24 protein-coding genes are annotated in these 25,857 nt (G+C 53.8%); 3 read left to right on the top strand and 21 right to left on the bottom strand.

Annotated elements, in window-relative coordinates; all coding sequences use genetic code 11:
- From thiK to hinT, 4 genes are read right to left on the bottom strand one after another with little or no spacing between them, the layout of a single operon-like run.
- A complete protein-coding gene (thiK, locus tag J4650_RS00780) occupies positions 1-825 on the bottom strand; it encodes a thiamine kinase (RefSeq protein WP_001257334.1) in 825 nt (274 codons plus the stop codon).
- Positions 806-1,444, bottom strand: a complete 639-nt coding sequence (lpoB, locus tag J4650_RS00775; protein WP_000164355.1) for a penicillin-binding protein activator LpoB — start codon at positions 1,442-1,444, stop codon at positions 806-808. Before lpoB ends, thiK begins: the two co-directional genes overlap by 20 nt.
- Positions 1,445-1,457: 13 nt before the next feature.
- The gene (locus tag J4650_RS00770) at positions 1,458-1,832 is read right to left on the bottom strand and encodes a YcfL family protein (RefSeq protein ID WP_000589563.1); all 375 of its coding nucleotides are present in this window, start codon (positions 1,830-1,832) and stop codon (positions 1,458-1,460) included.
- A gap of 2 nt (positions 1,833-1,834) precedes the next feature.
- Positions 1,835-2,194 carry a purine nucleoside phosphoramidase gene (hinT, locus tag J4650_RS00765; protein ID WP_001532068.1) on the bottom strand — a complete coding sequence of 120 codons (360 nt, stop codon included), beginning with the start codon at positions 2,192-2,194 and terminating at the stop codon, positions 1,835-1,837.
- 341 nt (positions 2,195-2,535) lie between these two features.
- Between hinT and fhuE the strand changes: the two genes are divergently transcribed.
- Positions 2,536-4,710, top strand: a complete 2,175-nt coding sequence (gene fhuE, locus J4650_RS00760; protein ID WP_023994306.1) for a ferric-rhodotorulic acid/ferric-coprogen receptor FhuE — start codon at positions 2,536-2,538, stop codon at positions 4,708-4,710.
- Between the two features lie 84 nt (positions 4,711-4,794).
- Here fhuE and ptsG read toward each other — a convergent pair whose 3' ends face one another.
- The 14 genes from ptsG to yceD all read right to left on the bottom strand — a co-directional run bounded on the left by ptsG (position 4,795) and on the right by yceD (position 17,324).
- Positions 4,795-6,228 (bottom strand): PTS glucose transporter subunit IIBC, encoded by a 1,434-nt coding sequence (gene ptsG / locus J4650_RS00755; protein WP_000475705.1) that lies wholly within the window; start codon positions 6,226-6,228, stop codon positions 4,795-4,797.
- Between the two features lie 294 nt (positions 6,229-6,522).
- Positions 6,523-7,320, bottom strand: coding sequence for a metal-dependent hydrolase (locus J4650_RS00750; protein ID WP_000480268.1), 798 nt, complete (start codon positions 7,318-7,320; stop codon positions 6,523-6,525).
- A 10-nt stretch (positions 7,321-7,330) separates the two neighbouring features.
- Positions 7,331-8,335: a DNA polymerase III subunit delta' gene (holB, locus tag J4650_RS00745; RefSeq protein ID WP_000872450.1), complete on the bottom strand. Its 1,005-nt coding sequence runs from the start codon at positions 8,333-8,335 to the stop codon at positions 7,331-7,333.
- Positions 8,332-8,973 carry a dTMP kinase gene (gene tmk, locus J4650_RS00740; protein WP_000535396.1) on the bottom strand — a complete coding sequence of 214 codons (642 nt, stop codon included), beginning with the start codon at positions 8,971-8,973 and terminating at the stop codon, positions 8,332-8,334. Before tmk ends, holB begins: the two co-directional genes overlap by 4 nt.
- Entirely contained in the window at positions 8,963-9,985 is a 1,023-nt protein-coding gene (gene yceG, locus J4650_RS00735; RefSeq protein ID WP_023993488.1) for a cell division protein YceG, read from the bottom strand. The genes tmk and yceG overlap by 11 nt, the downstream gene beginning before the upstream one ends.
- A gap of 2 nt (positions 9,986-9,987) precedes the next feature.
- Positions 9,988-10,797, bottom strand: a complete 810-nt coding sequence (gene pabC, locus J4650_RS00730; RefSeq protein WP_000478660.1) for an aminodeoxychorismate lyase — start codon at positions 10,795-10,797, stop codon at positions 9,988-9,990.
- 123 nt (positions 10,798-10,920) lie between these two features.
- Positions 10,921-12,162 (bottom strand): beta-ketoacyl-ACP synthase II, encoded by a 1,242-nt coding sequence (gene fabF / locus J4650_RS00725; protein WP_023993489.1) that lies wholly within the window; start codon positions 12,160-12,162, stop codon positions 10,921-10,923.
- Positions 12,163-12,247: 85 nt separating this feature from the next.
- Complete coding sequence (gene acpP / locus J4650_RS00720; RefSeq protein ID WP_000103754.1) at positions 12,248-12,484, bottom strand: acyl carrier protein; 237 nt, start codon at positions 12,482-12,484, stop codon at positions 12,248-12,250.
- A gap of 155 nt (positions 12,485-12,639) precedes the next feature.
- Positions 12,640-13,374 carry a 3-oxoacyl-ACP reductase FabG gene (gene fabG / locus J4650_RS00715; RefSeq protein WP_000007236.1) on the bottom strand — a complete coding sequence of 245 codons (735 nt, stop codon included), beginning with the start codon at positions 13,372-13,374 and terminating at the stop codon, positions 12,640-12,642.
- Positions 13,375-13,386: 12 nt separating this feature from the next.
- On the bottom strand, positions 13,387-14,316 hold the full coding sequence (gene fabD / locus J4650_RS00710; protein WP_001529843.1) for an ACP S-malonyltransferase: 930 nt from the start codon (positions 14,314-14,316) through the stop codon (positions 13,387-13,389).
- Positions 14,317-14,331: 15 nt separating this feature from the next.
- Entirely contained in the window at positions 14,332-15,285 is a 954-nt protein-coding gene (gene fabH / locus J4650_RS00705; protein WP_000288148.1) for a beta-ketoacyl-ACP synthase III, read from the bottom strand.
- A gap of 79 nt (positions 15,286-15,364) precedes the next feature.
- A complete protein-coding gene (gene plsX / locus J4650_RS00700; protein ID WP_001518286.1) occupies positions 15,365-16,444 on the bottom strand; it encodes a phosphate acyltransferase PlsX in 1,080 nt (359 codons plus the stop codon).
- A 133-nt stretch (positions 16,445-16,577) separates the two neighbouring features.
- Positions 16,578-16,751 carry a 50S ribosomal protein L32 gene (gene rpmF / locus J4650_RS00695; protein WP_000290727.1) on the bottom strand — a complete coding sequence of 58 codons (174 nt, stop codon included), beginning with the start codon at positions 16,749-16,751 and terminating at the stop codon, positions 16,578-16,580.
- A gap of 51 nt (positions 16,752-16,802) precedes the next feature.
- The gene (yceD, locus tag J4650_RS00690) at positions 16,803-17,324 is read right to left on the bottom strand and encodes a 23S rRNA accumulation protein YceD (protein WP_001174492.1); all 522 of its coding nucleotides are present in this window, start codon (positions 17,322-17,324) and stop codon (positions 16,803-16,805) included.
- Between the two features lie 197 nt (positions 17,325-17,521).
- On the opposite strand from yceD, the gene J4650_RS00685 reads away from it, so the two are divergent.
- Positions 17,522-18,106, top strand: coding sequence for a nucleoside triphosphate pyrophosphatase (locus J4650_RS00685; RefSeq protein ID WP_023233938.1), 585 nt, complete (start codon positions 17,522-17,524; stop codon positions 18,104-18,106).
- Between the two features lie 82 nt (positions 18,107-18,188).
- Here J4650_RS00685 and rluC read toward each other — a convergent pair whose 3' ends face one another.
- Complete coding sequence (gene rluC, locus J4650_RS00680) at positions 18,189-19,148, bottom strand: 23S rRNA pseudouridine(955/2504/2580) synthase RluC (RefSeq protein ID WP_000846318.1); 960 nt, start codon at positions 19,146-19,148, stop codon at positions 18,189-18,191.
- A gap of 573 nt (positions 19,149-19,721) precedes the next feature.
- On the opposite strand from rluC, the gene rne reads away from it, so the two are divergent.
- Positions 19,722-22,925, top strand: a complete 3,204-nt coding sequence (gene rne / locus J4650_RS00675; protein WP_023993490.1) for a ribonuclease E — start codon at positions 19,722-19,724, stop codon at positions 22,923-22,925.
- A gap of 256 nt (positions 22,926-23,181) precedes the next feature.
- Here the strand turns inward: rne and flgL are convergent, their stop codons facing one another.
- Together flgL and flgK are read right to left on the bottom strand one after the other, a co-directional pair.
- Entirely contained in the window at positions 23,182-24,135 is a 954-nt protein-coding gene (gene flgL / locus J4650_RS00670; protein WP_001223032.1) for a flagellar hook-associated protein FlgL, read from the bottom strand.
- Positions 24,136-24,149: 14 nt separating this feature from the next.
- Complete coding sequence (gene flgK / locus J4650_RS00665) at positions 24,150-25,811, bottom strand: flagellar hook-associated protein FlgK (RefSeq protein WP_000096425.1); 1,662 nt, start codon at positions 25,809-25,811, stop codon at positions 24,150-24,152.
- Positions 25,812-25,857: the final 46 nt, after the last annotated feature.

Raw genomic sequence — 25,857 nt, 5'->3', positions numbered from 1 at the left:
TTATCCTTTCATACGTAGCTGGCGCCAGGTTTCATCGGCCAGCCTGATAAATTGTTGCTCGCCGGTTTGTCGCCAGCGGTATTCGAACCACCCTGCTTTTAGCATAATGACCCAGGGGTGCCATAATCGTATCTGTCGCCATAGCTGCCGGGCGTCGATTCGCGCGCACGCGGCATAAGCGTTTGCCAGTTGTCGGTGCTGGCGTTCATCCTCAACCCATACTGCCGCCAGCTCCAACGCAATATCGCCGTCACCGGCATACTCCCAGTCAATCAGTCTCAACCCGGCGGACGTTAATACTATATTGTCGCCATGGACATCCATATGCAAAGGCGCGAGCCGCAGCGGGCGAGGTTCACCGTTTTTTTGCAACTGTTTGAGCCGCCGCAACCAAAACGGCGTACGCCTTGCCGGATCGCAACACGACCAGTACTGCGCCAATAGTGGCGATAGCGCGATACGCCAGCCAAAACGCGGCTGTTGATGCAAATGATACAGTAAGGCCGCCAGTTCGTCGGCATCTGGCAGAGCGGAATTTACCACACCATGCAGATATTCTACCGCCATCCAGCCTGGCGTATAAAAAAGCGCTCGCGGCGCAAGACTGGCCGGCAATTGGGATAAGGCGCGGTAATGACGTAAAAAATGGGCTGGTGGAGCGTCGGGGTCGTGATGACGGCGCAGCACGACACGGTGAGTATCGTGGGCAATAATACAGCTCCCGCCGCTTAGCCCCTGCGATGCGGCGACGGCGGGACGATACTGGGGAAAATAGCGCGACAGGATCTCGTCGCGCGTTAAGGGATTATTGTTGTTGGACCGCACCTTTACCTGACCAGATTATCTCGCCAGTTTGCACCAGCATTAACTGCATCTGTAATGCAGGCGCGTTAACGTTACCGGATGCGCTGGAGTAAAGTACATATTGCGCCCCGACATTGCGCGCAATGCCAATAGCTTTACTGCGCGTTCCCAGACTATCCTGCGGAGACAACCCTAACTGCTGTTTTGCCATCGCGAGTTGCTGTACAGAGACCAGCGTAAATTTACCGTTGTTCGCCAGCGCATTACGTAACGTTTCCGTTGCCTCGTTCGCATTTAACGACCCATTCGTCCGGTTATTCACGCTGTCGACAAGCAATACGCTTCCGGCCGTCACGCCATCAGCCTGCAACATTTTGCTGACCAGCGGTTGCATCGCGCCGTTCCAGTCATAGTGGCGCACCTTAGGCGCTGGCTGGCCCGTTTGATCTTCATGTTCGATCGGCCCCGGTTGCTGTGGAATGGTTGGCACAGACGGCACAACAGGAGGCTGTGGTGGCTGCGCGGGTTGTTCTGGCGCTGGTTTTACCTCTTCAACTGGCGCAGGTTGACGTTGCGCCATACACCCGGAGAGAAATATCGCCAGCGCAGCAATGGCAGCGTAGCGATGCATTTTTGTCATCAAAATTCACTCCTCACAAATAAAGATAAAGCCTGACCTTATGCGCCCCCAGATAATTGGCGCTGCCAAATAGCGTTACCGACGAACGCGCGGGTATGGTTACGCTACGCGGCGCCTCCAGCGGATGCATCTCCAGCCCCCGCGCGTCATACCAGTAAAACCGATAATGAACGGTTATGGGCTCTTGCCTTTCGTTATAGACGCGGGAAGAGGCTGATGGCTGGATATCAGACGCCGTCAGTTCAGGCGGCTCTGCGGTGACGCCCGCCGCCAGAACCGTGGACTCCATCACCAGCGACTGCGCGTCGCTTACCGGAATTTCAGGGTGTGACCGGCAGCCGGTAAGCAGCAGCAAGCCCAGAGAAACCGCGATGCATCCTTTGATCATACTTACAAGCCTTTATGCGCCAGCATCGGGCCTAGCGGGCGGCCGCCCAGTAGGTGCATATGGATATGATAAACCTCCTGGCCCCCATGACGGTTGGTATTCATGATTAAACGATACCCATCTTCGGCAATGCCTTCCTGTTCGGCGATTTTCGCCGCCACGGTGATCATCCGACCTAACGCCTGTTCATGTTCCGCCGTCACGTCATTGACGGTTGGGATCAGGATATTGGGAATAATCAAGATATGCGTCGGCGCCTGCGGTGAAATATCACGAAAGGCGGTGACCAGCTCATCCTGATAAACGATATCCGAAGGGATTTCACGACGAATAATTTTGCTGAATATAGTTTCTTCTGCCACGACGTTTTCCTTTTTCATAATAGCCCTTGCAGCGCACATGCTACGCCGAGCCATACTGCGAGTATAGAGTATGAGCGAGTTACCGACGCTCTTTCAACTTTAACCCACGATTTATTAAGCGAAAAATGACTACATGCTGGACTTACCGCCATATCCCCCTGCCATGACGCCTTTGTACGCTTAAAAAATATTTCTAGTTTCCCTGGTTATACCGTTTTACACATTTAATACAAATTCGTATATTTCTCATTTGCATTTTTATGCGCATTAACTAGCAAAGAATGAAAAGGTTCAACGTCATACGTCCTGAACTTACCCCAATAACAAGCAAGGATTTTCAGATGTCTTTCATTCAATACCGCCGGGACAAACACCTTCCGTCCACCGCCGCACCGTCGCTGTTAGCTATGGGTATGGCGATGGCATTTATGCCTGCCGCCTTCGCGGCTGAGGATACCGTTATTGTCGAAGGCGCGACGACCGCTGACGCCGTAAACCGCGAAGAACAGGATTACAGCGTGAAAACGACCGCAGCGGGCACCAAAATGCCGATGACTCAGCGCGATATCCCGCAGTCGGTCAGTATTGTCAGCCAGCAGCGTATGGAAGACCAGCAGTTGCAAACCCTGGGCGAGGTGATGACCAATACGCTGGGGATCAGCGGAAGCCAGGCTGACTCCGATCGCATCAGCTATTACTCGCGCGGGTTTGAAATTGACAACTATATGGTTGACGGTATTCCAACGTATTTTGAGTCCCGCTGGAATCTGGGCGATGCGCTAACGGATACCGCGCTGTATGAGCGCGTGGAGGTGGTTCGCGGCGCGAATGGGCTGATGACCGGAACCGGTAATCCTTCTGCCTCAATTAATATGATCCGTAAACACGCCACCAGTCGGGAGTTCAAAGGTAACGTCTCCACAGAATACGGTAGCTGGAATAAGCAGCGTTACGTCATGGATCTGCAAAGTCCGCTCACCGCAGACGGTAATGTCCGTGGGCGCATCGTGGCGGGTTATCAGAATAATGATTCCTGGCTGGACCGCTATAACAGTGAGAAAGCGTTCTTTTCCGGAATTATCGATGCCGATCTGGGGGCAACTACCAGCCTTTCAGCCGGTTATGAATATCAAAAAATTGATGTCAACAGCCCGACCTGGGGCGGTCTGCCGCGCTGGAATACCGATGGCAGCAAAAATAGCTATGACCGCGCGCGTAGTACCGCCCCGGACTGGGCTTATAACAATAAAGAGATAAATAAATTCTTCGTCACGCTTAAGCAGCGTTTTGCCGAAAGCTGGCAGGCGACCCTGAATGCGACCCATACTGAGGTCAAATTCGACAGTAAAATGATGTATATCGATGCGTTAGTGGATAAAGAGACAGGTACGCTGGTGAGTCCTTATGGCGCAAGCTACCCCGTGGTCGGCGGTACGGGCTGGAACAGCGGCAAGCGCAAAGTAGATGCCATAGATCTCTTTGCCGATGGCGCTTATGAGCTGTTTGGCCGTCAGCACAATATGATGTTTGGCGGCAGTTATAGTAAACAGAATAACCGCTATTTTAGCGCCTGGGCGAACGTCTTTCCGGACGACATTGGCAACTTCAGCGCCTTTAACGGTAATTTCCCCCAAACCCACTGGGCGCCACAAAATCTGGCGCAGGACGATACCACGCATATGAAATCGCTGTATGCCGCTACGCGCATTTCGCTGGCCGACCCGCTGCATCTGATTCTCGGCGCTCGTTATACCAACTGGCGTGTTGATACACTGACCTACAGCATGGAGAAAAACCATACCACGCCGTATGCCGGGCTGATTTATGATATCAACGACAACTGGTCCGCTTATGCCAGTTATACCTCTATCTTTCAGCCGCAGAATAAATGCGACAAAGCGGGTCAATATCTGGCTCCGATTACCGGTAATAACTATGAAGCGGGTCTGAAGTCCGACTGGATGAACAGTCGCCTCACCACCACGTTGTCCGTGTTCCGCATTGAGCAGAATAACGTCGCTCAGGCAACCACTATTCCCATCCCTGGCAGTAATGGGGAGTTTGCCTGGAAGTCTACTGACGGAACGGTGAGCAAAGGCGTCGAATTTGAAGTGAACGGCGCAATTACCGATAACTGGCAGATGACTTTCGGGGCTACCCGGTATGTTGCCGAGGACAATGAAGGTAACGCCGTGAACCCTAATCTTCCGCGCACCAGCGTGAAGTTATTCACCCGCTATCGTCTGCCGGCGATACCGGAGCTGACGGTCGGCGGCGGCGTGAACTGGCAGAATCGGGTTTACAAAGATACCACGACGCCGTACGGCACTTTCCGCGCCGAACAGGGCAGCTATGCGCTGGTCGATCTGTTTACCCGCTATCAGGTGACGAAAAATTTCTCCGTACAGGGAAACATCAATAACCTGTTTGATAAAACCTACGACACCAATATTGATGGTTCCATTGTTTACGGCGCACCGCGTAACGTCAGCCTCACCGCCAATTATCAGTTCTGACAGACTGTCGGAGAGCGGCATGTAAAGCGCCATTAAAAAAGGCAGCCGAATGGCTGCCTTAATTCTCCCCAACATCATTACTGCTTAGCTGTTACGGATGTACTCATCCATTTCCGTTTTCAGGTTATCGGATTTCGTACCGAAAATAGCCTGAACGCCGGAACCCGCGACGACAACGCCTGCCGCACCCAGTTTCTTCAGGCCAGCCTGATCCACTTTCGCTACATCGGCTACGCTCACGCGCAGACGCGTGATACAGGCATCCAGGTTAGTGATGTTCTCTTTACCGCCAAACGCCGCAACCAAAGCCGGCGCCATTTCGCTGGTCGCGCCCGCTTTTGCGTCATCAGTAGTGTCTTCACGACCCGGCGTTTTCAAATCCAGCGCTTTGATCAGCACGCGGAAGACGGTGTAGTACACAATCGCATAACCGGCGCCAACAATCGGGAACAGCCACAATTTGCTGCTGTTACCGGACAGCACGATAAAGTCGATCAGACCGTGGGAGAACGACGTACCGTCACGCATCCCCAGCAGGATACAGATCGGGAATGCCAGACCTGCCAGAATCGCGTGAATGATGTACAGGATCGGCGCCACGAACATGAAGGAGAACTCGATAGGCTCGGTAATACCCGTCAAAAACGAGGTCAGCGCGGCGGAAATCATGATACCGCCCACTTTTGCGCGGTTTTCCGGTTTAGCAGAGTGCCAGATAGCAATGGCCGCAGCCGGCAGACCGTACATTTTGAACAGGAAGCCGCCAGACAACATACCCGCCGTCGGGTCGCCCGCCATATAGCGCGGAATGTCGCCGTGGAATACCTGACCCGCTGCGTTGGTGTATTCGCCGATCTGCATCTGGAAAGGAACGTTCCAGATATGATGCAGACCAAACGGCACCAGGCAACGCTCGATAAAACCGTAAATACCAAACGCGACAACCGGGTTCTGATAAGCCGCCCACTGCGAGAACGCCTGGATAGCCGTACCGATTGGCGGCCATACGAAAGACAGCACCACACCGGTAAAAATAGCGGCCAGACCCGAAATGATCGGCACGAAGCGTTTGCCCGCAAAGAAGCCCAGATACTCAGGCAGTTTGATACGGTAGAAGCGGTTAAACATATACGCTGCGATCGCACCGGAGATAATCCCCCCGAGAACACCCGTATCAGCAAGGTGTTTAGCGGCGATCTCTTCAGCAGGTAAATGCAGAACCAGCGGCGCAACCACAGCCATGGTTTTCACCATGATGCCATACGCTACTACCGCCGCCAGAGCCGAAACGCCGTCGTTGTTGGTAAAGCCCAACGCCACGCCGATAGCGAAAATCAGCGGCATATTGGCAAAAACAGATCCGCCCGCTTCTGCCATAACGTGCGATACAACGGCTGGCAGCCAGCTGAAGTTAGCGGAACCGACACCCAGCAGGATACCTGCGATAGGGAGTACGGATACCGGCAGCATCAGCGATTTACCGACCTTTTGCAGGTTAGCAAATGCATTCTTAAACATAATTGAGAGTGCTCCTGAGTATTTGTGCTTTTCTACGTTCTCACGCATTGGCGAGGGGGGAGAACCCCGCCGTGGACAGGACATCTAAGTGCCCTTTTATTTATTACACAGAGTAAAATAAATACGTCTGATTTTGTTTGACGGCTATCACGTTTCAGCGCCAGATAGCCTAAAAAGTATCACATTCTGCCAAAATGAGTTTCCGAATGTTTCTATAAGCTCGTTCACCGCCCCTTTTGTGGCGGTGAACTTTACGCGCTTTGCTTATTAATTACGAGCTTTAAAAAAACTCGTTTAACGGATTGATGACAGGCGAGACGCGTCAATATGGAACAGGCGAGCAAAGTTATCGGTGGTGATCTGCGCCAGTTCTTCAACGGCAACCCCTTTCAATACCGCCATATATTCTGCGACGTCGCGTACCATCGCAGGCTGGTTCTCTTTACCGCGATGCGGCACCGGCGCCAGATAAGGAGAATCGGTCTCGACTAATAACCGATCCAGCGGCACATAGCGCGCCGCATCACGCAACTGTTCAGCGTTACGGAACGTTACGATGCCGGAAAAAGAGATATAAAACCCCAGATCCAGCAATTTGCCGGCCGTTTCTCTGTCTTCTGTAAAACAGTGTAGTACGCCGCCGCAATCCGTCACTTTTTCTTCGCGCAGGATAGCCAGCGTATCGGCACGCGCGTCGCGAGTATGGACAATCACCGGTTTATGCAATTCGCGGCCAATCTGGATATGATGAATAAAAGACGCCTGCTGGCGGATTTTGGTCTCAGGCGTGTAAAAGTAATCAAGCCCGGTCTCGCCCATCGCCACCACATCGTCTTCTGCAGCAAGGAGGCGCAGTTCTTCTACGTCATATGCTTCATCCTGATTTAACGGATGCACGCCGCAGGAAAAGACCACATTATCGCGCTTGCCCACCAGCTCGCGCATATGGCGATACCCCGGCAGCGTCGTCGCCACCGCTAAACAGAACTTCACATCGCGCGCGGCGGCTTTTGCCAGCACATCGTCCACGTCCTTATGCAAAGATTGATAATCCAGACCATCAAGATGGCAGTGTGAGTCGACTAAAAACATAATGTCTCTCTCAAAGATGAGGAACAGGCAACAAGGTGCCTGGTTGCAGGTAATGCTCGATGCGGAGAATGAGATCGGTTAATACCAGTTCGCGGTTTAATCCGGTCACATGAAGTAATTGATCACGACAATGGCAAACATCGTTCAGGATTGCCTGAATACGCGCCGGGGATAGCGGCCCCGCCAGCGCGGCAACAACCGCGTCCGCATCAACGTTTGTCAGGTACGACGCGCCGTGCTGACGTTTCAGCGCGTCTACCAGCAGCGTCGCCAGCCAGTGCAGGCGCGCCGGGGCTTGCTCATGATTGAGCGCCGTTAATAACGCATACCAGTCGCCCGTATGCAAACTGTCCATTAACGCCTGACACAGCGCCTCACGCTGCGCCCAGCGTTCAGACTGCAACAGCGCCAGCGCGGCGCCGGGCGACCCCGCATTCAGGCGTAGCGCCGTGAGCAATGCTTCTTGTGACGCCGTCACTTCTCGCGACAGCCATGACATCGCATACGATTCGGACGGCGGCGCCAGATGATGCAGCCGGCAGCGGCTGCGTAATGTCGCCAACAGACGAGCTGGCTCCGGGCTGGCAAGGAAAAACCAGGTTTGCTCCGGCGGCTCTTCCAGCGTTTTGAGCAACGCATTGGCGGCGGCGTCGGTTAATAGCGCCGCATCCGCAATCCACACCACCTTCGCACCGCCCAGACGGGAGTGCTCGTACAATTTCTCGCTGACCTCGCGTACCGCATCTACGCCGAGGCTGCTTTTGCCTTTATCCGGCGTCAGCGTGTAATAGTCCGGATGCGTGCCAGCCTGCATAAGCTGACAGCCACGGCAATGCCCACAGCTTTTGTGGCCCTCAGGCTGCTGGCATAACAGATAACGGCTCAGCGCATAGCACAGCGCCTCGTCGCCCATGCCAGGTAAGGCCTGAATCAGTAGCGCATGGTGCCCACGTCCCGCCTGGTAACTTTCTACCAGTTTTTCATAGGCGGGCCGTAACCATGGATACCATTTCATGCCGCTTGCTCCTGCACCCACTTCGTCACCGTGGCGCGAATGTCGCGCATGACGGCATCCAGCGGCTGGGTCGCGTCAATGGTGCGGATACGCGAGTCTTGCGCCGCCAGTTCCAGATAGCGCGCGCGAGTCCGGTTAAAGAAATCAAAAGATTCCTGCTCAATGCGATCCAAATCGCCGCGCGCTCTGGCGCGTTTTAGCCCGACTTCCGGCGTGACATCCAGATACAGCGTCAGGTCAGGACGAAAATCGCCCAGCACGGCATCGCGTAGTGTCGCCAGCATGGTTTGATCAATGCCGCGCCCTCCCCCCTGATACGCCTGTGTCGAGAGATCGTGGCGATCGCCGATCACCCATATGCCTTGCGCCAGCGCGGGTTTGATTACCGTTTCGACGAGCTGTACGCGAGCGGCATAAAACATCAGCACTTCCGCTTTATCGGTAATCACTTCGTCGCCTACCGATCGGATATCCAGCACCAGACTTCTTAGTTTTTCGGCAAGTTGCGTCCCGCCCGGCTCTCGGGTAAAAATCATATTACGAATACCCAGTTGCTCAAGGGTCTCCACCACCACGTCGCGCGCAGTGGTTTTTCCGGCGCCTTCCAGGCCCTCGATGACGATATAATTACTGCCCATTTTTTTCCTTAAGCACTTTCAGGTACTCCTGCACTGACCGATTATGGCTGGCAAGATTGGTGTTAAATGTGTGACCGCCTTTACCGTCGGCCACAAAATAGAGATACGGCGTTTTCGCCGGATGCGCCGCCGCCTGCAATGACGCTTCGCTGGGCGATGCAATCGGTCCTGGCGGCAGCCCGGTTATGGTATACGTGTTATAAGCCGTCGGCTTTTCCAGATCCGCACGCGACAAGTTACCATTATAACTCGTCCCCATTCCGTAAATCACGGTGGGATCGGTCTGAAGGCGCATACCGATTCTCAGGCGATTAATAAAGACTGAGGCCACCTGATCGCGTTCGCTGGCGACAGCCGTTTCTTTTTCAATAATCGAGGCCATTGTCACCAGTTGGTTCTGATCTTTATAAGGCAGCCCCTCGGCCCGGCCTTTCCAGACAGTATCGACAGCTTTCACCATCTTTTGGTGCGCTCGCTTGAGAATAGCGACATCGCTGGTGTTGGCGGTATACATCCAGGTATCGGGCCAGAACCACCCTTCTACCCATTCCGGATGCGCAAGCTTTAATGCCTGAGCGACAGTGGCGTAGTCATCATCCGGCAATGTATGGCGAATATACGGCGCCTCTCGTAGCTGTTTTAGGTAGTCGCTAAGGCGCATCCCTTCCACAAACCGCAACGGGAATTGCGCTTCTTTGCCGCTCTCCAGCAACTCAAGCATCTCCCGTACGGTCATCCCCGGCGTAAAACGGTAAGTTCCCGCTTTAAAGTGCGATAACTCAGGCTCCACGCGCAGCAGCCACTGAAATACCCGGGGGCGATTAATGATTTTTTCATCATAAAGCTGGTCGCCAAGCGCCAGCCGCCCCGTTCCCGCCTTGAGCGTAAAGATAGTCTCGTTTTTAATAAGTAACGTGCTGTTCGCCAGATGGCGAACTTTCCACATCCCCACGCCCACGGCAATACCCAGCACAACCAACAGCAGAAGGAAAACGCCTGACAATTTTTTCATAACTAATTCGGATGCTCACAAAATGGGGCTAAAAATTGAAACAGTGTTCGCGAAGAATACGACGTCCCGTGATAGGCGCGTATGGGAATAATCGGCATTAGCGCGTTGCAGATGATAATCTCATCCGCCTGCCTGACTGCCTCCTCTCTCGCCTGTACTTCAAGAACCTGGAAAGGAGATTGCGCCAGTTGGCGTAAACAAAATTGTCGCATAATGCCGTTCACCCCGGCCTGATCCAGACGCGGCGTAAAAACAATGTCGCCTGTACGCCAGAACAAATTAGCCGCACAGCATTCCGTAACCCATCCCTCGCTGTCAAGAACCAGCGCCTCATCGGCGTCCGTCTGCTCAAGATGAGAGCGAATCAACACCTGTTCGAGGCGGTTCAGATGTTTTAATCCGGCAAGATAAGGATTGCGCCCAAGCGGTATGGGACTAAGGGTAAGAGTGATGCCTTGCTTACGCCACTGAGAATAATAAGCGGGATAAGCAGAAACGGAGAGGATTCGGGTAGCTGCCTGACAATTCATGGCGCTGTATCCCCGGCCGCCGCTACCACGGCTAATGATCACTTTCAACACGCCTGAATCATGCCCTGTGGCCAACATTGTCATCTCTTGCCGAAGGGTCGACCAATGGCTAAAAGCGATCCGTAATTTTTCACAGGCAACCTGCAAGCGCTGAAGATGCGCTTCCAGATGGCAAATGTTGCCATCAACAATACGTGCGGTCGTAAAACTGCCATCGCCGAACTGCGTCGCCCGGTCGCTTACAGCAAGTTGATCCTGCGCATGGCCATTAATTAAAAACATAGTGGCTCCTTATCCGTCGCCTGCTAGTGTGGCAGGATGAATAACGCAGAACAAGAGGTGATATGCCTGATAAAAAAGGCCCGACAAGCGGACCTTTTTATTAATGTCTGTCTCTGGCTTAACTTAGATCTTTTTAAAAATCAAGGAACCGTTAGTTCCGCCAAAGCCAAAGGAGTTACACAGAGCGTACTCCAGATCGCTGACCTGGCGCGCTTCATGCGGCACGAAGTCCAGATCGCAACCTTCATCCGGGTTATCCAGATTAATGGTTGGCGGAATGGCCTGATCGCGTAGCGCCAGAATAGAGAAAATAGACTCTACTGCGCCTGCGGCGCCCAACAGATGGCCGGTCATCGATTTGGTCGAGCTCACCATCACTCGCCTTGCGGCATCGCCAAAGACTGACTTAACCGCCTGCGTCTCAGCTTTGTCGCCGGCAGGCGTCGACGTGCCGTGCGCGTTGACGTAGCCAATCTGAGCAGGCTCAATCGCGGCATCACGCAACGCGTTAACCATCGCCAGCGCAGCGCCTGCGCCATTTTCCGGCGGCGACGTCATATGGTAAGCATCGCTGCTCATACCAAAGCCGACGATTTCAGCATAGATTTTCGCACCACGCGCTTTTGCATGTTCGTACTCTTCAAGCACCAACATACCGGCACCGTCGCCCAGTACAAAACCATCGCGTTCTTTATCCCACGGACGGCTCGCCGCCTGTGGGTTATCGTTGCGGGTCGACAGCGCGCGCGCTGCGCCAAAACCACCTACACCCAGCGGCGTACTGGCTTTTTCTGCGCCACCTGCCACCATCGCGTCCGCATCGCCATAGGCGATGATACGCGCGGCATGGCCGATGTTATGCACGCCTGAAGTACAGGCAGTCGCAATAGAGATGCTTGGCCCACGCAGGCCATACATGATAGTCAGATGGCCTGCTACCATGTTAACAATCGTCGACGGGACAAAGAACGGGCTAATCTTACGCGGTCCGCCTTTTACCAGCGAACTGTGGTTTTCTTCGATCAGACCGAGACCACCGATACCGGAGCCGATAGCGGCGCCAATACGGCTTGCGTTCTCTTCCGTCACTTCAAGGCCAGAATCCTGCATGGCCTGTACGCCAGCGACAATTCCATATTGAATGAAGGCATCCATCTTGCGCTGCTCTTTGCGCGAGATAATGTCATCACAGTTAAAATCCTTTACTAAGCCAGCAAATTTCGTTGCATAGGCGCTAGTATCGAAATGGTCGATCAGGCTGATGCCACTCTGACCGGCAAGGAGAGCTTTCCAGGTAGACTCTACGGTATTGCCGACAGGAGACAACATGCCCAGTCCGGTCACAACTACACGACGCTTAGACACGGTTGTCCTCCAGGGAGGGAAAATGATTCTAGTGGGACAAAAAGATAAAACTCAGGCGGTCGAACGACCGCCTGGAGATGTTCACTTACGCCTGGTGGCCGTTGATGTAATCAATGGCAGCCTGAACGGTGGTGATTTTCTCAGCTTCTTCGTCCGGAATCTCAGTATCAAACTCTTCTTCCAGAGCCATTACCAGCTCAACGGTGTCAAGAGAATCTGCGCCCAGGTCTTCAACGAAAGAAGCATTGTTGGTTACTTCTTCCTGCTTAACGCCCAGCTGTTCGCCGATAATTTTCTTAACGCGTTCTTCGATAGTGCTCATACTCTTAAATTTCCTATCAAAACTCGCTTTCGCGATGGTTTTCGTAGTGTATAAAATGTTGAAAAATTTGCAACTAAATCCCGGCAGGTCTTACCACGATTTTACGTTATTTTGCGGCCTTTCGCCCTAATAACGCAAATATTTTTCAATCGTGATTAAACCATGTACATTCCGCCGTTGACGTGCAGAGTCTCACCAGTGATGTAACTCGCTTCGTCAGAGGCTAAAAATGCAACCGCACTGGCGATTTCCTGAGCGCCGCCGAGGCGACCCGCAGGCACCTGCGCCAGGATACCCGCACGCTGATCGTCAGACAGCGCACGCGTCATGTCCGTTTCAATAAAACCCGGAGCCACAACATTGACAGTAATACCACGGGACGCAACTTCACGCGCCAGTGATTTACTGAAACCGATCAGGCCCGCTTTCGCCGCAGCGTAGTTTGCCTGACCTGCATTTCCCATGGTACCAACCACAGAACCAATAGTGATAATGCGACCACAACGCTTTTTCATCATAGCGCGCATTACCGCTTTTGACAGGCGGAAAACGGATGATAAGTTGGTTTCGATAATATCGTTCCACTCATCATCTTTCATTCGCATCAACAGATTATCACGAGTGATACCGGCATTATTAACCAGGATATCCACTTCACCAAATTCTGCGCGAATATTTTCCAGAACAGATTCAATAGATGCAGGATCGGTCACATTCAACATCAAACCTTTCCCGTTAGCACCTAAATAGTCGCTAATGTTCTTCGCACCATTTTCACTGGTCGCAGTCCCGATAACTTTCGCGCCGCGGGCAACGAGAGTCTCTGCAATTGCGCGGCCTATGCCACGGCTTGCACCAGTCACCAGCGCAATCTTTCCTTCAAAGCTCATGGTTTTCCTCTTTTATTGCGTAAGTGCCGCAGACAGCGCCGCCGGCTCGTTCAGCGCCGACGCTGTCAGGGTGTCGACAATACGTTTCGTCAGACCAGTGAGGACTTTACCTGGACCCACTTCATAAAGATGTTCAACGCCCTGCGCCGCGATAAATTCCACGCTCTTCGTCCACTGTACCGGATTGTACAACTGGCGAACCAGCGCATCGCGGATAGCGGCGGCATCGGTTTCACATTTCACGTCAACGTTGTTCACTACCGGCACCGTTGGCGCGTTAAAGGTAATTTTGGCTAATTCAACCGCCAGCTTATCTGCCGCTGGTTTCATCAGCGCGCAGTGCGACGGTACGCTCACCGGCAGCGGCAGCGCGCGTTTCGCGCCAGCGGCTTTACAGGCTGCGCCCGCGCGTTCTACCGCCTCTTTATGCCCGGCGATAACCACCTGTCCCGGCGAGTTAAAGTTAACCGGCGAAACAACCTGCCCTTCGGCAGATTCTTCACAGGCTTTAGCAATAGAGGCATCATCCAGCCCGATGATCGCAGACATGCCGCCAGTGCCTTCCGGAACCGCTTCCTGCATGAATTTACCACGCATTTCCACCAGACGAACGGCATCAGCAAAGTTGATGACGCCAGCGCAAACCAGCGCGGAGTATTCGCCCAGGCTGTGACCCGCCATTAACGCAGGCATTTTACCGCCCTGCTGCTGCCAAACGCGCCAAAGCGCGACGGAAGCGGTTAATAACGCCGGCTGCGTCTGCCAGGTTTTATTCAATTCTTCCGCTGGACCTTGCTGGGTGAGCGCCCACAGATCATATCCCAGAGCCGCAGAAGCTTCAGCAAACGTTTCTTCTACGATAGGGTAATTTGCCGCCATTTCGGCCAACATCCCAACGCTCTGAGAACCCTGACCGGGGAACACAAATGCAAATTGCGTCATGTTTAAATCCTTATACTAGAAACGAATCAGCGCGGAGCCCCAGGTGAATCCACCCCCGAAGGCTTCAAGCAATACCAGCTGACCGGCTTTAATTCGCCCGTCACGCACGGCTTCATCCAGCGCGCACGGCACAGAAGCCGCGGAGGTATTGCCGTGCCTGTCCAGCGTGACGACGACATTGTCCATCGACATGCCGAGTTTTTTCGCTGTCGCGCTAATGATACGCAGGTTAGCCTGATGCGGCACCAGCCAATCGAGTTCTGAGCGATCCAGGTTATTAGCCGCCAGCGTCTCATCGACAATATGCGCCAGTTCAGTGACCGCCACTTTAAAGACTTCATTGCCCGCCATTGTCAGGTAAATCGGGTTATCCGGATTTACGCGATCGGCATTCGGCAGGGTCAGTAATTCACCGTAACGGCCATCGGCATGAAGATGAGTGGAGATAATACCCGGTTCTTCAGAAGCGCTCAGTACGGCCGCGCCTGCGCCATCGCCGAAAATAATGATCGTACCGCGATCGCCAGGATCGCAAGTGCGGGCTAATACATCGGAACCGACCACCAGCGCGTGTTTAACCGCGCCGGATTTAACGTACTGGTCGGCGATGCTTAACGCGTAGGTGAAACCTGCGCACGCTGCCGCGACATCAAACGCCGGGCAACCTTTAATACCGAGCATACTTTGAATCTGACATGCCGCGCTTGGAAATGCATGCGTTGCTGATGTGGTAGCCACCACAATCAAGCCAATTTGGTCTTTATCGATCCCCGCCATCTCAATCGCGCGATTCGCAGCGGTAAAGCCCATCGTCGCGACAGTTTCATTCGGCGCGGCGATATGGCGTTCACGAATACCTGTACGAGTGACAATCCACTCGTCAGAGGTCTCAACCATTTTTTCCAGATCGGCGTTAGTCCGCACTTGTTCGGGCAGATAGCTGCCAGTACCAATAATCTTCGTATACATGTACGCTCAGTCACTTTTCGGTTATATACCGTTACCTGTAAACGTCTGGCACGCTGGCGGCGCCGGGGAGACAGCGATATTATCTGTGCGCCCGCAGGTTTACGCCTTTGCCATCGTCCAGCGGTTCAAATCCGGCTGGGTATACAGATTCCAGGCGAGCGGCAATTCGCTGAGGAACTTGTCGCTGCACCGCCTGCACTGCCTGTTCAATCGCGACTGCAAATGCTCGCTGATTGGCCGCACCATGACTTTTTATCACCGTGCCGCGCAATCCTAACAGACAGGCGCCATTATACTGGTCGGGGTTGAGGTGACTGAATCGCCTCGTCAGGCTTTTTTGTAACCAACGTTTTAATAACAGCAGCCACCACGACCGTTTTTTCCCCTCGCCCTGTGATTTCAGCAGTGAAAGGAACATTCTGACAACCCCCTCCATCGTTTTAAGTGTGACATTGCCTGTAAAGCCGTCACACACCAGTACATCGGTTTTTCCCGTCAGTAACTCATTCGCCTCAAGGTAGCCGATGTAATTGATGGTTGGGACTGTTTTTAACATTAAAGAGGCTTCGCGAATACTGTCGAGGCCTTTGGTTTCTTCTTCCCCGATATTGAGTAGCGCCACGCGGGGATTTTTGATCCCGACGACCTCTTCCGCCAAAACGGCGCCCATCACGGCAAACTGCACCAGCATGGTACTGTCACAGTCGACGTTGGCACCCAAATCAAGCACTACCGTTTTGCCCTTTTGCTGGTGCGGTAATACCGTCACCAACGCCGGACGCTCAATCCCCTCAAGAGGCTTGAGCAATAATTTCGCCAGCCCCATCAGCGCCCCGGTATTACCGGCGCTAACGCAAGCTTCGGCTCGGCCTTCTTTCACAAGCTCCAGGGCCACACGCATGGATGTCCCGCGACTGGCGCGGATCGCCTGCGAAGGCCGGGCATCACTGGCAATAACTGACTGTGCAGGGATAATCTGCAGACGCGAACGTTGTTCAAAGTCAGCTTTGGCAAGTAATGGCGTGATAATATCGGGATTCCCGACTAAAAGAAGAGTGAGCTGCGAATTAGCGTTCAGTGCCTGCAATGCTGCAGGCACCGTCACGGAAGGACCAAAATCGCCCCCCATGACATCTAACGCCAGGGTTAGACGTGTCAAGGTATCGTCGCTGCCTGGTTCGGTGTTCTCCGCTTACGCGGAGAAATCCTCACTAAGCTTTATCACGCTTGTACTCTTCGGCTTTTACACCACAGGCACGCCTGTGATGCAAAAGGCATCGAGTATCGCGCGATTACTTAGCGATGACCTTACGGCCGCGGTAGTAACCGTCGGCAGTGATGTGGTGACGCAGGTGTTTTTCACCAGAAGTTTTGTCTACAGACAGGCTGGTGACTGCGGTCAGAGCGTCATGGGAACGACGCATGCCACGTTTGGAACGGGTTGGTTTATTCTGTTGTACGGCCATGGACCTTACTCCTCAATTACGGTTTATCCCTGCGTCCGCGGGGAAGACCTATTACTTACGCTTTAAGCTGGCTAATACGGCAAATGGGTTTGGCTTTTGCGCTTCATCAGGCAGTTCGCCAAAGACCATGTCCGCCTCGGACACTTCACAGTGTTCAGAATCATGCACCGGAACTACCGGCAAGGCGAGGATGATTTCATCTTCAACCGTCGCCAGCAGATCGATTTCGCCGAATTCGTTTACCTCAATCGGCTCATACGCTTCCGGCAGTGCTTCAGCCTGCTCGTCGGAACGAACAGGGCTAAAACAATACGTTGTGTGAACCTGATGGGTAAACGGTTTCCCGCAACGCTGGCATTCGAGCGACACCGTAACGACCGCATCGCCGGTTAAAACGGCGAGACGCTGGTTATCGATAGCGAACGACATGGAGCATTCCACATCACTGTCCACACTGACTACAGATTCGGCAACGCGCTCAACCTGATCGGGGGTATAGATACCCTGGTAATCAAGGCGTTTTTGAGCGGTACGAACCGGATCAAGAGTCAGGGGTAATTTTACCTTTTGCATAGGGCGCGCATATTAACTTCGTAACGTCATATAGTCAAAGAAAAAGGCAGCCTGCGGTTGCCTTTTGCCAATAATTCGCACACATTGCGGGTTACAGACTTATTTTCGCTCAAGACGAGTCAGTATGACAGGCTTGAAGACCGAAGAGCATAGTTTAAGATGGCTCTCATCATTACGCTATATCTGAGGGAAAAAATATGCCCCGTCTCATCCTTGCGTCTACCTCTCCCTGGCGTCGCGCGCTGCTGGAAAAGCTGACGATTCCTTTCGAATGCGCCGCGCCGGATGTTGATGAAACCCCCATGCCGGGCGAAGCGCCGCGTCAGTTGGTGCTGCGGCTGGCGCAGGCGAAGGCGCAATCGCTCGCCGCGCGTTTCCCGAATCATTTGATTATTGGCTCCGACCAAATTTGTGTTCTGGACGGCGAAATCACCGGCAAACCGCTGACGGAAGAAAAAGCGCGTCAGCAATTAGCCAAAGCCAGCGGAAATATTGTGACGTTTTATACCGGACTGGCACTGTATAACTCCGCCTCCGGGCAATTACAAACCGAAGTGGAGCCTTTTGACGTTCATTTTCGCCATTTAAGCGAAGCGGAAATAGACGACTATGTCCGTAAAGAGCATCCGCTGCACTGCGCGGGAAGTTTTAAAAGCGAAGGTTTAGGCATTGCATTATTTGAGCGCCTGGAGGGTCGTGATCCGAACACGCTGATCGGCTTGCCGCTTATTGCCCTGTGCCAGATGCTGCGACGGGAAGAGATGAACCCGCTGAATGCCTGATTAATCTGCCTGATGGCGACGCGATGCGTCTTATCAGGCCTACGGTGCATCACACGATTGTAGGCCTGATAAGCAACGCGCATCAGGCTTTACTACGTAATACCTCAAGGCAGCGCTTCAATTGCTTATCCATTGGCGCTTCAATGCGCATGACTTCGCCCGTTCCCGGATGCGTGAACTTCAGCGCCGCGGCGTGCAGAAAGAGACGTTTAAGACCGGTTCCCGCTTCGGTAAGCTGTTGATCAAACTCACGGTCGCCGTAGCGATCGTCGAACGCAATAGGGTGACCGGCATATTGGGTATGGACGCGAATCTGATGCGTACGGCCTGTGACCGGGCTACAGCGCACCAGCGTGGCGAAGGCATAGCGCTCTTCCACCTTGAAGCGCGTTTCTGACGGTTTGCCTTCCTGGCTCACGCGAACAATACGTTCGCCGCTTTGCAGAATGTTCTTTAATAATGGCGCCTGTACGGTTTTAACGTGCGATTGCCACTGGCCGCGCACCAGCGCCAGATAATCTTTCTGCATTCCCTTTTCGCGCAGTTGCTCATGCAGCGAACGCAGCGCGGAGCGTTTTTTCGCCACCAACAGCACGCCGGAGGTATCGCGGTCAAGACGATGCACCAGTTCCAGGAATCGCGCTTCCGGACGCAACGCCCGCAGCCCTTCGATGACGCCAAAACTTAACCCGCTCCCGCCGTGTACGGCGGTGCCGGAAGGCTTATTCAGCACCAGAATATGGTCGTCTTCATACAAAATGACGTCCGCCAACGCCGCCACTTTTTGCAAATGCGGCGACACTGCCTCTTCTTCGCGTTCAGCAACGCGAACCGGCGGAATGCGGACTTCATCGCCCGCTTCCAGTTTGTATTCCGGTTTAATGCGTTTTTTGTTCACCCGCACCTCGCCTTTACGCAAGATGCGATAAATCATACTTTTTGGTACCCCTTTCAGTTGGGTGCGCAAAAAGTTATCAATGCGTTGCCCCGCTTCGTCAGCGGCGATAGCAACAATTTTTACGGATGGCGTTTCTGTTTTCATGGGGGGCGATTCTAAATAGCCTGTGAGATTCGCGCCACACATTTTTCTATGCTTATAGAGACGTCTACGCCAGTGGATGAACATTTTTCACTGCGGTTTTGCTGGTTATTAAAGCGATTGGCTCGCGCTGGTGAAAAAACTGTGAGTAAGCGGGTGATAAATGGTAAAAGTCATCTTGCTATAACAAGGTTAGCAGTGGAATAATGATGCGGTTTCCGCACCGAAACTTGTTAAAACAAAAAGTTTAGCGGAATAACCCATTTTGTCTGACCGATCATCAACGCAGCAATGGCGTAAGACGTATTGATTTTTCAGACAGTTAGCGGGCTGCGGGTTGCAGTCCTTACCGGTAGATAGGATCTTCTCTGGAGAGTAATGCCCAGGCTGCTTCCCTGATAATTGCGCTGTGTTTCCGTATGAAATACAGGCAACCGACACTCTGCGCCTCTTTGAGCTGACGATAACCGTGAGGTTGGCGACGCGAAATAGTCACGAGGCCATCGGTTCATGCCCGGTAAGGCGTCACCATGCCCGCAGCTTAGTCGTCAACGTAAGAATAATGAGTAAGTTACGATGAAAAGAATGTTAATCAACGCGACTCAGCAGGAAGAGTTGCGCGTCGCCCTTGTAGATGGGCAGCGTCTGTACGATCTGGATATAGAAAGCCCCGGACACGAGCAGAAAAAAGCGAACATCTATAAAGGCAAAATTACCCGTATTGAACCGAGCCTGGAAGCGGCTTTTGTTGATTACGGCGCAGAACGCCACGGTTTCCTCCCGTTAAAAGAAATTGCCCGCGAATATTTCCCCGCTAACTACAGCGCTCATGGTCGCCCGAACATTAAAGACGTGTTACGCGAAGGCCAGGAAGTCATTGTTCAAATCGATAAAGAAGAGCGCGGCAACAAAGGCGCGGCGTTAACCACCTTTATCAGTCTGGCGGGCAGCTACCTGGTACTGATGCCGAATAACCCGCGCGCGGGTGGTATCTCCCGTCGCATTGAAGGCGACGATCGTACCGAGTTAAAAGAAGCGTTGGCCAGCCTGGAACTTCCTGAAGGGATGGGGCTTATCGTACGTACCGCGGGCGTGGGTAAATCCGCCGAAGCGTTGCAGTGGGATTTAAGCTTCCGCCTGAAACACTGGGAGGCCATTCAGAAAGCCGCTGAAAGCCGTCCCGCGCCGTTCCTGATCCATCAGGAAAGCAACGTCATCGTACGCGCGTTTCGCGACTATCTGCGTCAGGATATCGGTGAAATCCTGATCGACAATCCAAAAGTGATGGAAATGGCGCGTCAGCATATCGCCGCGTTGGGCCGCCCGGATTTTAGCAGCAAAATTAAGCTGTACACCGGTGAAATCCCGTTGTTCAGCCATTACCAGATCGAATCGCAGATCGAGTCAGCGTTCCAGCGTGAAGTGCGCCTGCCCTCCGGCGGCTCCATCGTCATTGACAGTACCGAAGCGTTAACCGCCATCGATATCAACTCCGCCCGCGCGACTCGCGGCGGCGATATCGAAGAAACCGCGTTCAACACCAATCTCGAAGCGGCCGACGAGATTGCCCGCCAGTTGCGTCTGCGCGACCTGGGCGGCCTGATCGTTATCGACTTTATCGATATGACGCCGGTACGTCACCAGCGCGCGGTAGAAAACCGCCTGCGTGAAGCGGTGCGTCAGGACCGGGCGCGTATTCAGATTAGCCATATTTCCCGCTTCGGCCTGCTCGAAATGTCGCGTCAGCGCCTGAGCCCGTCGCTGGGCGAATCCAGCCATCACGTGTGTCCGCGCTGTAGCGGTACCGGCACCGTGCGCGATAACGAATCTCTGTCGCTGTCCATTCTGCGCCTGATTGAAGAAGAAGCGCTGAAAGAGAATACGCAGGAAGTCCATGCCATTGTTCCGGTGCCGATCGCCTCTTATCTGCTTAACGAAAAACGGACGGCAGTTAACGCTATTGAGACGCGTCAGGATGGCGTCCGCTGTGTCATCGTCCCGAACGATCAGATGGAAACGCCGCACTATTCCGTGCTGCGCGTACGCAAAGGGGAAGAAACGCCGACCCTGAGCTACATGCTGCCGAAGCTGCACGAAGAAGCGATGGCGCTGCCTTCTGAAGAAGAGTACGCCGAGCGTAAACGCCCGGAACAGCCTGCGCTGGCGACATTCGCTATGCCAGATGTGCCTCCGGCGCCGACGCCTGTCGAACCGGCGGTTAGCGTCGCCACGGCGAAAAAGGATAATGTTGCCGCCGCGCAGCCTGCCCAGCCGGGTCTGTTTAGCCGCTTCCTTAACGCGCTGAAACAACTGTTCAGCGGTGAAGAAACGAAAGCCGTCGAAACAGCCGCGCCGAAAGCGGAAGAAAAAGCGGAGCGTCAGCAGGATCGTCGCAAGCCACGGCAGAACAACCGTCGCGATCGTAACGAACGCCGCGACACCCGTGATAACCGTGCCGGACGTGACGGCGGCGAGAGCCGCGACGATAATCGTCGTAACCGTCGCCAGGCGCAGCAGCAAAATGCGGAAACGCGCGATACCCGCCAGCAGGAAACGGCGGAAAAAGTGAAAACCGGCGATGAACAGCAACAGACGCCGCGTCGCGAACGCAGCCGCCGCCGCAATGATGACAAGCGCCAGGCGCAGCAGGAAGTAAAAGCGCTTAACCGCGAAGAACAACCTGTCCAGGAGACCGAGCAGGAAGAACGCGTTCAGCAGGTTCAGCCGCGCCGCAAGCAGCGCCAGCTTAATCAGAAAGTCCGCTTTACCAACAGCGCAGTGGTTGAAACGGTTGACACGCCGGTCGTCGTCGACGAACCACGCCCGGTTGAAAACGTTGAACAGCCCGTTCCAGCGCCGCGTACCGAGCTGGCGAAAGTTGATTTACCTGTCGTCGCCGATATCGCGCCGGAGCAGGATGATAGCGTAGAACCTCGCGATAATACCGGTATGCCGCGTCGCTCCCGCCGTTCTCCGCGCCACCTGCGCGTAAGCGGTCAGCGTCGCCGTCGCTATCGTGACGAGCGCTACCCGACACAATCGCCGATGCCGCTAACCGTCGCCTGCGCGTCGCCGGAAATGGCGTCCGGTAAAGTCTGGATCCGCTACCCGATTGTCCGTCCTCAGGAAACGCAGGTTGTTGAAGAGCAGCGTGAAGCAGATCTGGCGCTGCCACAACCGGTTGTCGCTGAACAGCAGGTTATCGCTGCGACCGTAGCGCTCGAACCACAAGCGTCGATACAGGCGGTAGAAAACGTTGCCGTTGAGCCGCAGACCGTCGCCGAACCACAGGCGCCGGAAGTCGTCGAGGTCGAGACAACGCATCCGGAAGTGATTGCCGCGCCGGTTGATGAACAGCCGCAACTGATTGCCGAAAGCGATACGCCGGTGGCGCAAGAGGTTATTGCTGACGCCGAACCGGTAGCAGAAACCGCCGACGCGTCCATTACGGTGGCTGAAAACGTAGCTGATGTTGTCGTTGTCGAGCCAGAAGAAGAGACAAAAGCGGAAGCGGCTGTTGTGGAGCACACGGCAGAAGAAACCGTTATCGCACCGGCCCAGGTGGTGGAAAAACCGCAGGACGTTGTCTGCGTTGACGATCATAACCACGCCAGCGCGCCGATGACGCGTGCGCCAGCGCCGGAATATGTGCCGGAAACCCCGCACCATAGCGACTGGCAGCGCCCTTCCTTCCACTTTGAAGGTAAAGGCGCAGCAGGCGGACACAGCGCCACACGTCACGCCAGCGCCCCGGCGACACGCCCACAGCCGGTAGAATGATGTAAATGCTGATACAAAGCCGACCGCCAGGTCGGCTTTTTTATGCCCCTTACAGGGCGATGCCTCACCCCATAGCGTCTTTTAGTCACTCCAGGCGTTTATGAGATCGGGCGGGATAATACGTACGGATGGCGTCGCTACGGGCGCGACAATATGACCACTAACTCAATGACGACTAAAAAAATGCCCGCGCCGGGGTGGATGGCGCGGGCAGACAAAACATATCCAGTTTCGTGATATGTTTCAAAAAGAGGCGTTACCGGTTCAACTGGAAAAGCGACATTCCCTGCATGTCGGTAAACGTTTTATAGGACGCCTGTAATGCCGCCTGTTGCATGACGTAGGAGGAAATGACCGAGTTCCAGTCCACATCTACCAGGTTGCTCATCTGCAGTTTCTGTCCCAGCGCACGATCGCTTCCCAGTGAATCCAGCGTACTGAGTTCGCTCAGTTGCGTTCCCAGTTCCGCACGAACGGTCAGGACGTTATTAAGCGAATTTTTTAAGCCGCGATTGGTTTTATCAATGGCGGCAGCGGCCTTTTCTTTTTCCACGTCATTGCCTTCCACCGGGGTCTTGAGTGCGGCAATTGCCGTATCGAGCATGACAAACAGATTCTTTTCGGAGTCCGAGCCATCCGGTTCCGGCACCGCATTGCTGGTGATGCTATTAAAAATTTGCGCTCCCGTATGGCCAATTACCATCGTGCGTGCGGAATCCACCTGCTGGGTAACACTTTTCTCGCCGCCATGATAACCACCTGTCGCCTGGTCGAATGGCGCCGCTTCCGTTTTATACCCGGCAAAGATATAGCGACCATTGCCGTCAGTGCTGTTTGCCAGGTTCATCAGCTGATCGCGGATGCCCTGTAAATCCGTCGCCAGCGACGCGCGGTCATCGTCGCTTAACGTGCCGTTTCCGGCATAGACGATTTTTTCCTGCGCGGTTTGAATCGCCGTCGTCACCTGACTGAGTACGCTTTCTTCCAGCGACACTTTTTGGGTGGCAAACGTACGCGCCAGGGCGTACTGGCTATTCTGCGCCTGCGCCTGAGAGAGTACTACCGCCTGCGACGCGGCGATCGGATCGTCAGATGGGTTGGTAACGCGCTTACCGGTAGACATCTGCTCGCCCAGCTTCATCCATTCGGCCTGAGAATTAGTGATGCCGCTCATATTTTGTTCGTACATCATCTGGGTACTGATACGCATGTCATCCTTCTCCTTTAGCGAATATTCAATAACGCATCAAACAGCGCATTCGCGGTCTGCAATACTTGCGCATTCGCCAGATAATACTGCTGATAACGCTGCAAATTGCCGTACTCTTCGTCGAGGTTAACGCCGGAAACCGACTGTTGCTGTTTATAAAGCTGTTTAACCACATTCGCCTGCGTGGTGCTGCTGGTTTTCAGCGTTGACGTTTTGTTACCCACATCGCTGACCAACGTGGCGTAAGCATCGTTAAAGGTTTTGTTGCCGCCCACCACGTTGCTGTTTTGTAAGTCCAGCAATGCCTGACCATTGCGGTTATCGCTGTCGCCGGTATCCACATCAGGATCGAGTTTTGACTCAGACGCCATCGCAATCTCGGCTTCATTTGTCACTTTAACGTTCATGTCGACGATAGCATTGCTGACCGGCTTGAGAAGAAAACTGTCGTTTTTCTGTGCGCCAGTCCCTACCGTCACTTTCAGACCGTCAATCTCCAGTTTTCCGTCAGCATCTTTTGTCGCCGTGAAAGTGGTGTTATCCGCAGTGCGAGTAACCTGCCAGTCTGTACCGTCAAAAACAATCTTATAATCCGTCGCCTGAACCTTCGTGCTGTCGACCACCTTAGCGGTTAGCGATACCGTTTTATCGGCATTATTACTGTTGCTATATACCACCGGCGAGCCAATGCTAAAGAAGTCTTTCCCTTTATTGCCGTCGGCGTCATAACCTTTGGTATGCTGCGCGTTAAACGCATCGGCAAACGCCAACGCCAACTGGCCCAGCGTATTACGAGTCTGATCCAGATCCTGAGAACGGAACGTCAGTAATCCGCCGAGCGAACCGGTGTTCAGCAACTTTTCCGGAATTTCGATGTTACCGGCGGCCTCATCGACATAAGCGACAGTCGTTCGCGTCGGGTCGGCGCTGGAGGGAACCGCCGCCAACTGACGCGCCGTCGACCCCTGCACCAGCGTATAGCCATTGGCCATCGTCAGGTTATAGGTGCCGCCGTCCTGTACACTCACCTCGACGCCAACGATCTTGTTAAGCTCGCTGACCAACTGATCACGCTGATCGAGCAGGTCGTTCGGCGATGCGCCCGCGCCTACGCCCGTCATACGGGAGATTTGATCGTTCAGGTTAGCTATCTGCTTCGCGTAATTGTTGATTTGCGCCACGCTGGAGCCAATCGCGATATTGACCTGTTTATCCTGATCGCGCAGATACTGATCGGTGGTTTTGAACTGGTTTACCAGCCCTTCCGCTTTACCAATCAGCGCCTGACGCGCCGCAGGATCTTCCGCGTTACTGACTAACGTTTGCAGGCTGGTAAAAAAACTCTGCAACGAACCAGACAGTGAGCTGGATTTATCGGCCAGCAGGTTGTCGATTTTCGACATTTGTTCATAGCGCGTGGTTAAGCCGCTGCTCTGGTTTTGCGCGCCGCGTAGCTGATTAGTGATAAACGCATCATATTCGCGCTGTACGCCTGAAACGTAAACGCCATTACCTATCCAGCCGCCAGCCCCTAACGTACTGTTTGCCTGCGCCAGAATAGTTGTCTGCCGGGTATAACCCGCAACGTTATAATTGTTGATGTTATTACTGACCGTATTTAACGCGGCCTGCGCGGCGTTAAGTCCGCTCATGGCGTGATTAATCAAGCTGGACATGATGGTTCCTTTTAATCCTTCAATACTCGTTGTTATCGGCAGCGAC

It is taken from the genome of Salmonella sp. 32120201201600049SM, assembly GCF_017572835.1.
Taxonomy (GTDB): Bacteria; Pseudomonadota; Gammaproteobacteria; order Enterobacterales; family Enterobacteriaceae; genus Salmonella; species Salmonella enterica.
Note: the sequence above shows the minus strand (reverse complement) of the source record. Positions and strands in the feature narration are given on the sequence as shown.